The organism is Streptomyces sp. MBT53, from assembly GCF_016654115.1.
Taxonomy (GTDB): Bacteria; Actinomycetota; Actinomycetes; order Streptomycetales; family Streptomycetaceae; genus Streptomyces.
In genome coordinates, this window is record NZ_JAEQAZ010000380.1 from 1 (window position 1) to 3,430 (window position 3,430).

Below are 3,430 nucleotides of genomic sequence, written 5' to 3' on the forward strand. Positions count from 1 at the left end.
AGAAAGGTAGGACCCCCCATGTCGAAGATCCTCTTCGTGCTGACCGGCGCCGACCACCTCACCCTGGCCGACGGCACCCTGCACCCCACCGGCTACTGGGCCGAGGAGGCCGTCACCCCGTTCGAGGCGTTCAAGGCGGCCGGGCACGAGGTCGTCGTCGCGACGCCCGGCGGTGTCGTACCGCCCGTGGACCGGGGCAGCCTCGCCCCCGACTTCAACGGCGGCCAGGAGAACGCCGACCGCGTCGCCGCCGTGCTCGCGTCGAGCCCCGAGTTCCAGCACCCGGTCAAGCTGACCGAGGTCGACCTCGCCGACTACGCCGCCGTCTACTACCCCGGCGGCCACGGCCCGATGGAGGACCTCGCCGTCGACGCCGACTCCGGCCGGCTCCTCACCCAGGCCCTCGCCTCCGGCAAGCCCCTCGGCGTCGTCTGCCACGGCCCGGCCGCGCTCCTCCCGGCCGTCAAGGAGGACGGTACGAACGCCTTCGCCGGGCGCCGCCTCACCGGCTTCACCAACGACGAGGAGACCCAGGGCGGCCTCGCCGACAAGGTGAAGTGGCTGCTCCAGGACCGGCTGGTGGAGCTCGGCGCGGAGTTCCAGCAGGGCGAGCCGTGGGCGCCGTACGTCGTGGTCGACGGCAACCTCGTCACCGGCCAGAACCCGGCGTCCTCCGCGCCGGTCGCGGACGAGCTCCTCAAGAAGCTCGCCTGATTAATCCCGTCGCCGTGGCGGTCGTACGGCTGCTACGGTCCGCCGCATGAAGCGCGCCCGTTTCTTTGTGACGACGACGCCGGAGAGTGTCCCGGCGCGCTGACTGCTGACCCAAGTCGAAGCCCCGGGGCGAGTGCCCCGGGGCTTTGTCGTCGCCGGATTCTCGCCCCGCCGTCATAGAGCGAGGAATCCATGGACGACCACCGACGTCTCGGCCGCGAGCTCGGCCTCTTCGACACCGACCCCCTGATGGGCGCGGGACTGCCGTACTGGCTGCCGGACGGTGCCGTCGTCCGGCATCAACTGGAGGAGTATGTAAGGGGGTTGGAGTGCGCGGCCGGGTATCGGCACGTGTACTCGCCCGTTCTCGGCAAGCGTGAGCTGTACGAGATCTCCGGGCACTGGTCGCACTACAGCGACGACATGTTCCCGCCGATGCGACTGGGCGCGGAGGAGGTCGTACTGCGGCCGAGTCTCTGTCCGCATCACGCGCTCATCTACCGTTCCCGTTCCCACAGCTATCGTGAACTGCCGCTCCGCATCGCCGAGTTGGGCGGCATGTACCGTTCCGAACTCTCCGGGGTCCTCGGCGGACTGACCCGTGTCCGTGCCATCCAGCTCAACGACGCGCACATCTTCTGCACCCTCGACCAGGCCGTCGACGAGGCCCGCGCAGCCCTCGCCCTCATCGCCCGCGCCTACGCCGACCTCGGCATCCGCGCCTCCCGTTACCGGCTGTCGCTGCCGGGGGACGGCGGCAAGTACGTTGCGGATCCGGCCCTTTGGCGGCGGGCGACCGCGATGCTGCGGGAAGTTCTCGACGCGTCCGGGGTGGTCTACGACTCCGCCGAGGGCGAGGCCGCCTTCTACGGGCCGAAGATCGACGTCCAGATCGAGGACGCGGCCGGCCGCGAGGCCACCCTCTCCACCGTCCAGATCGACTTCCACCAGCCCGAACGCTTCGACCTCCACTACATCGGCGCCGACGGCGCGAAACACCGGCCGGTCATGGTCCACCGCAGTGTCATCGGGAGTGTGGAGCGGGCGGTGGCGCACCTGGTGGAGGAGCACGGCGGGGCGTTCCCGGCGTGGCTGGCGCCCGTGCAGCTGGTCGTCCTCCCAGTGTCGGAGGCGCAGGAGCAGCAGGCCCACGACCTCGCCGAGCGGGCCCGCGCCCAGGGACTGCGTGCCGAGGTCGCCGCCGAGGGCAGCCTCGGTGCCCGGATCCGGGCGGCGCGGCTGGTCCCGTACCAGGCGGTGATCGGCGAACGGGAGGCCGCCGCGGGCCTGGTCGCCGTACGGCTGCGGGACGGCCGCCGGGTCGACCCGCTGCCCGCCGCCGACCTGCTGCACCGCGTCACCGCGCGGGTCGGGGCGCGCGGCGCCGAACTGTGGGCGGATGCGTAAGGTCGCAACCGAACAGCACCCTTGCGTCGAGAGGACCCTGCCGTGACCGGTCAGCCCATCCCCGTGATCATCGACTGCGACACGGGGGTCGACGACGCCCTGGCGCTGCTGTTCGCCGTCCGCCACCCGGGACTCGACCTGCGCGCGGTGACCTGCGTGGCCGGGAACACGGACGTCGACCAGGTCGTACGGAACACGCTGATCGTCCTGGACCATGCCGGTGCCGGTGACATCCCGGTCGCGCGCGGCGCCGCCCGGCCGCTGATCGAACCGGCCCGGTCGGCCGCGCACGTCCACGGGCAGGACGGCATGGGCGACATGGGGCTGCCGGCCTCGGCGCGCACGCCCGTCGACGTGGACGCGGTGACACTGCTGCGCCGCGAGATCCTCGCCTCCCCGCGCCCGGTCACTCTCATCCCCACCGCCCCTCTGACGAACATCGCGCTGCTGCTGCGCACGTTCCCCGAGGTGACGGCCAACATCGAGCGCATCGTGTTCATGGGCGGCGCGGTGGCGGTCGGGAACGCCACGCCCGTCGCGGAGTTCAACGTCTGGCACGACCCGGAGGCGGCGGCGATCCTGCTCACGGCCGGGGTGCCGATCACGATGTACGGCCTGGACGTCTTCGAGCGGGTCCAGGTGCCGGCCGCGGATGTGCGGCGGCTGCGGGAGAGCGCGGAGCCGCGCCTGAGGTTGGCGGGCAATCTGTTGGCCCACCGCGACCCGGCCACCTCGGGCGACCCGACCCCCACCGGCGGCCTCGGCGACGCGGGCGCGGTCTGCGCGGTCGCCGACCCGGCCGGCCTCACCACCCGCCTGCTGCCGGTCGAGGTCTCCCTCGCCCCCGGCCCGTCCCGCGGCCAGACCATCGTCGACCGGCGCCCCCGCCACGGCGAGTCCGAGATCCACGACGGGGCGCGTGAACAGGCCCTGGTGGACGTGGGGTTGGACGTGGATGTGGAGCGGTACGTGAAGCTGTGGCTGGAGACGGTCGAGGGGTGACAGACGGACGCCGGGCCGGGATCTCCTCCCGGCCCGGCGTCCTCTTTTTGTCCGACCGGTGGCTACGAGTGCGAAGCCCGACGGCGACGCGTCGCGACCACGATCGCCCCGCCGCCCGCCAGCAGGGCCGCCGCGCCGCCGACGATCGCGCCGGTGTTGCTGCCGCCACCGGTCTCGGCGAGGTCGCCGCCGCCACCGTTGGGCGAGGGGGCCGCCGCCGGGGCGCTGCTCGAACCGGAGGCGACCGGGGTCGGGTTGTCGGACGCCGGAGTCGACTCGGAGGCGCTCGGGGTCGGGGTCGGGGTCG

At 72.7% G+C, this 3,430-nt stretch carries 4 protein-coding genes; 3 read left to right on the forward strand and 1 reads right to left on the reverse strand.

From position 1 onward, the window contains the following. Nucleotides 1-18 precede the first annotated feature (18 nt). The 3 genes from JHN45_RS51175 (at nucleotide 19) to JHN45_RS51185 (ending at nucleotide 3,123) form a co-directional block, all read left to right on the forward strand. On the forward strand, nucleotides 19-714 hold the full coding sequence (locus JHN45_RS51175) for a type 1 glutamine amidotransferase domain-containing protein (protein WP_201056333.1): 696 nt from the start codon (nucleotides 19-21) through the stop codon (nucleotides 712-714). Between the two features lie 192 nt (nucleotides 715-906). Then, entirely contained in the window at nucleotides 907-2,121 is a 1,215-nt protein-coding gene (gene thrS / locus JHN45_RS51180; RefSeq protein ID WP_201056335.1) for a threonine--tRNA ligase, read from the forward strand. A gap of 42 nt (nucleotides 2,122-2,163) precedes the next feature. Further along, nucleotides 2,164-3,123, forward strand: coding sequence for a nucleoside hydrolase (locus tag JHN45_RS51185; RefSeq protein WP_200716935.1), 960 nt, complete (start codon nucleotides 2,164-2,166; stop codon nucleotides 3,121-3,123). Between the two features lie 62 nt (nucleotides 3,124-3,185). On the opposite strand, the gene JHN45_RS51190 is transcribed toward JHN45_RS51185, so the two are convergent. After that, nucleotides 3,186-3,430: LAETG motif-containing sortase-dependent surface protein (locus JHN45_RS51190; protein WP_201056337.1), on the reverse strand; the 245-nt coding region annotated here is incomplete at its 5' end.